The 2,708-nt window shown below is 58.0% G+C and carries 3 protein-coding genes and 1 pseudogene; 2 read left to right on the top strand and 2 right to left on the bottom strand.

Annotation, left to right across the window (positions count from 1 at the left end):
- A partial coding sequence (locus EN984_RS30035) for a glycosyltransferase family 39 protein (protein WP_206517515.1) occupies positions 1–957 on the bottom strand: 957 nt, incomplete at its 3' end.
- Between the two features lie 328 nt (positions 958–1,285).
- Between EN984_RS30035 and EN984_RS30040 the strand changes: the two genes are divergently transcribed.
- Positions 1,286–1,789 carry a DUF995 domain-containing protein gene (locus EN984_RS30040; protein WP_127270645.1) on the top strand — a complete coding sequence of 168 codons (504 nt, stop codon included), beginning with the start codon at positions 1,286–1,288 and terminating at the stop codon, positions 1,787–1,789.
- Positions 1,790–2,141: 352 nt separating this feature from the next.
- Complete coding sequence (locus tag EN984_RS30045) at positions 2,142–2,567, top strand: hypothetical protein (RefSeq protein WP_306250209.1); 426 nt, start codon at positions 2,142–2,144, stop codon at positions 2,565–2,567.
- Here EN984_RS30045 and EN984_RS39065 read toward each other — a convergent pair.
- Positions 2,521–2,708 (bottom strand): annotated as a pseudogene (locus EN984_RS39065) (UDP-glucose 4-epimerase GalE); the annotation flags it as partial. The gene EN984_RS30045 and the pseudogene EN984_RS39065 overlap by 47 nt on opposite strands.

Genomic DNA, 2,708 nt, shown 5'->3' on the forward strand with positions numbered 1-2,708 from the left:
GGGCGGCAGCCAGAAGCCGATCGCGATCAGCACCATGAACGGATAGCCGTAGAACCACCAGACTGAGGTGTTCCATACGGATTTGAAGTAGAAGCTGTTCCTGAAGAATGTCCAGAAACCGGAATCCCAGATATAGCCGCTGCCCGCGACATGAAACGGCGGATAGCTGCGGCCGAGATAAATGGCCCAGCTGAAATAGGCGCCGATGATGGCCAAGCTCAAAAGCCCCAACAGGAAGACCTTGGCCGCCTGCTTTCGCTTGTTCTCAAGAACCCAGGAAACCATGAGGTAGAAGATGACGGCGCCGGCGGCGAGGCCCGGCGGCTTTGCCAGCACGCCGAGCGAGAAGCTCGCCGTGGCAAGCGGCAGGAGCCAGCCGCTGCCGCCGGCCCAGTATTTCGCGAACAGCCAGACGCCGAGCGTCACCAGGGCCAGCATCGCGGGATCGGGAAGAAACGAGCTGTCGATCATGATCGCCGCCGGCATCAGCGCGTAGGCAAGCGCCGCGGCGTGAGCGTGGGTCTCGTCCCAGCATAACGCCGTTAGCCTGTGCAGCGAAAACACCGTCACCAGACCGAAGAAGGCCGCTACCATGCGGCCGAACCAGTCGTGCCAGCCGAAGAGTTGATAGAGCAGGGCGGTCAGATAGCTGACGATCTGGAACTCGCGGCCCTGATAACTTGGCCCGGGTCCGGTCCAGCTGACCTCCGGAAAGAAGATGTTCCAGCTGCGCTGCTGGAAATTGTCGGCCATCATTGCCGTGCTTACCTCGCGCCAGCTGAAGGCATCGACGAGTGGCAAGGTGATGTTGTGGAACCTGAACACGACCGCAATGAACAGGATGCCCAGCAATATCGCCATGTTGGGGCTCAGGGTGCTGCTAGCAGCCATCTCCCGGTCGCTTGACTGCAGGTATTGCTGACCTTCGGCCTGATTCAACTCCGGGTCGTCCGTCATTTGAAACCGCGTCCTCCCTAACGTCTGCGGATGTTGCTTTTGAGCGCGATTGTCGGAGGTGGAGGAATATACGACGCAATTCTTAATTTTGACGATTGCGGCTGCGTGTGTCTCGAATAGTTGTTGTTTATCCGCTTGGCGAAGGTTGACATCACCGTTCTCGCGACTGTTAAATAGTTTCCTAGGCTGTCAGAGCGCTGATAGTGCTACCTTGGGCCAAACAGGCATGCGCACGCCAATTGTACCGACAGATCTGACCAGATTGCCGCCGCTTTGCGTCGACCGTCGGCAACACAGACCCCGTCGGTTCGCAAGTTGCACGCAGCTTATGTTTCTCCTGGCTCTCTGCGGCCAGACGGCGCTTTCGGGAACAGCGCACGCGGCTGCCGCCAAAGACAGCGGACCGGCGCAAGCGGTTGTCGCCACCGTTCCGACTGCCTACGAGCTGTCGCTTCTTTACGCCGATCGCACATGGGTGTGGAAAAACGGAGCAGCCTATTTCGCACAGGGCAATCGACGCCTCGAGGCCTGGACGTCCGGGCCGGACACGGCATCTTTCGCGGCGGGCAGATGGCTGGTCACCAGCAACGGTAAGATGTGCATGGAACTCGCCTGGCGGTCGAAGGGCTACACCGGCAAGCAAAAACGCACCTGCTACAGCCACCGGATTCAGGGCGGGAACATCGAGAAACGCGAGGATCCGGATGGGGAATGGTACAGTTTCAAGCGATCTCCCGAGGATGCTTCCGACGAATACCGGAAATTCGAAGTCGGTAACCCGAAGGGCGCGCAGTTCGAAGAGACCCGCAAGCTGGTCGATTCCAAAAATTAGGTACGCAGCCGACCCATCCTGACGAGTTGAACAAAATCACTCAATCCCGCTTTCGAGAGCGGACTGCAATTGCAAGGCACCTGTCAGGGATCTGGCGAATCGCTTATGGTAAGACATCAAGCAGTTCGGCTGGAGCCGTAGGCGCGCGGATCGCTGGTTGATGGCATCCAACTTTATCTGACAGAACGACGAGACGATGGGCCCTACCATACGGTTTTGATGAAATTTAATAATTAGTGATGTCTAATATTTACGAGTGATGTGCGAGTGGTCACTCATGCGGCGTGAGAGCGGCGAAGCATAGTATGTCGCGATGCGCCCTTGGCTTATACTTGATAGCAAGGGACACATGATGAACAATTCAGCGATGGGTGCAGTCAACCCAAGCAAAAATATCGTATCTATTAGAAATATCGTGGTTATCGTTGCGGCCGCGGCGATGATCTCTGTGGTTGCAGGGTGTCAGAGTATGGATGCGACCGAAACCAATTCGGTCCTCGTCAAGCCTGTGGTCCACGCCATCCGCAGCCAGCCCGTGCAGGCCGGATTTCTCGTGCGCTCGCTCCGGGCCGACCTTCCGATCCAGATGACAAGCACAACAGGAACCGAAAGTGCCTACGCCTTTGCACCACCGCAACGGATCAGAGCCAGCACGCCGGCGCCGGTGAAAATCTCGTTCAATCCTGGCGATGGCGGCACGTTCTCGGGCGGCTCGCCTTATATCTGCAGCCCTAGCGGGTTTGGCCAGCGCGCGAGCTGTCGCCCCCGCTATCTCTGACCCGTCGAGCGGCGACCGACGTTGCCGCCCTGGCTGGCGGCAGTTTCATTGGCCTGGTCTTCAGTCCGAAAAAAGGAGCGGCCGTCCTGACAATCGTGTCGATGTCTGAAAGTTCCGGCACAAAGCCAAGATGTTCGCGTG

Source organism: Mesorhizobium sp. M7A.F.Ca.CA.004.12.1.1, from assembly GCF_003997835.1.
Classification (GTDB): Bacteria; Pseudomonadota; Alphaproteobacteria; order Rhizobiales; family Rhizobiaceae; genus Mesorhizobium.

Coding starts and splice junctions, on each gene's coding strand:
- EN984_RS30040 (WP_127270645.1), top strand. CDS start 1,286: ATGTTTCTCCTGGCTCTCTGCGGCCAGACGGCGCTTTCGGGAACAGCG.
- EN984_RS30045 (WP_306250209.1), top strand. CDS start 2,142: ATGAACAATTCAGCGATGGGTGCAGTCAACCCAAGCAAAAATATCGTA.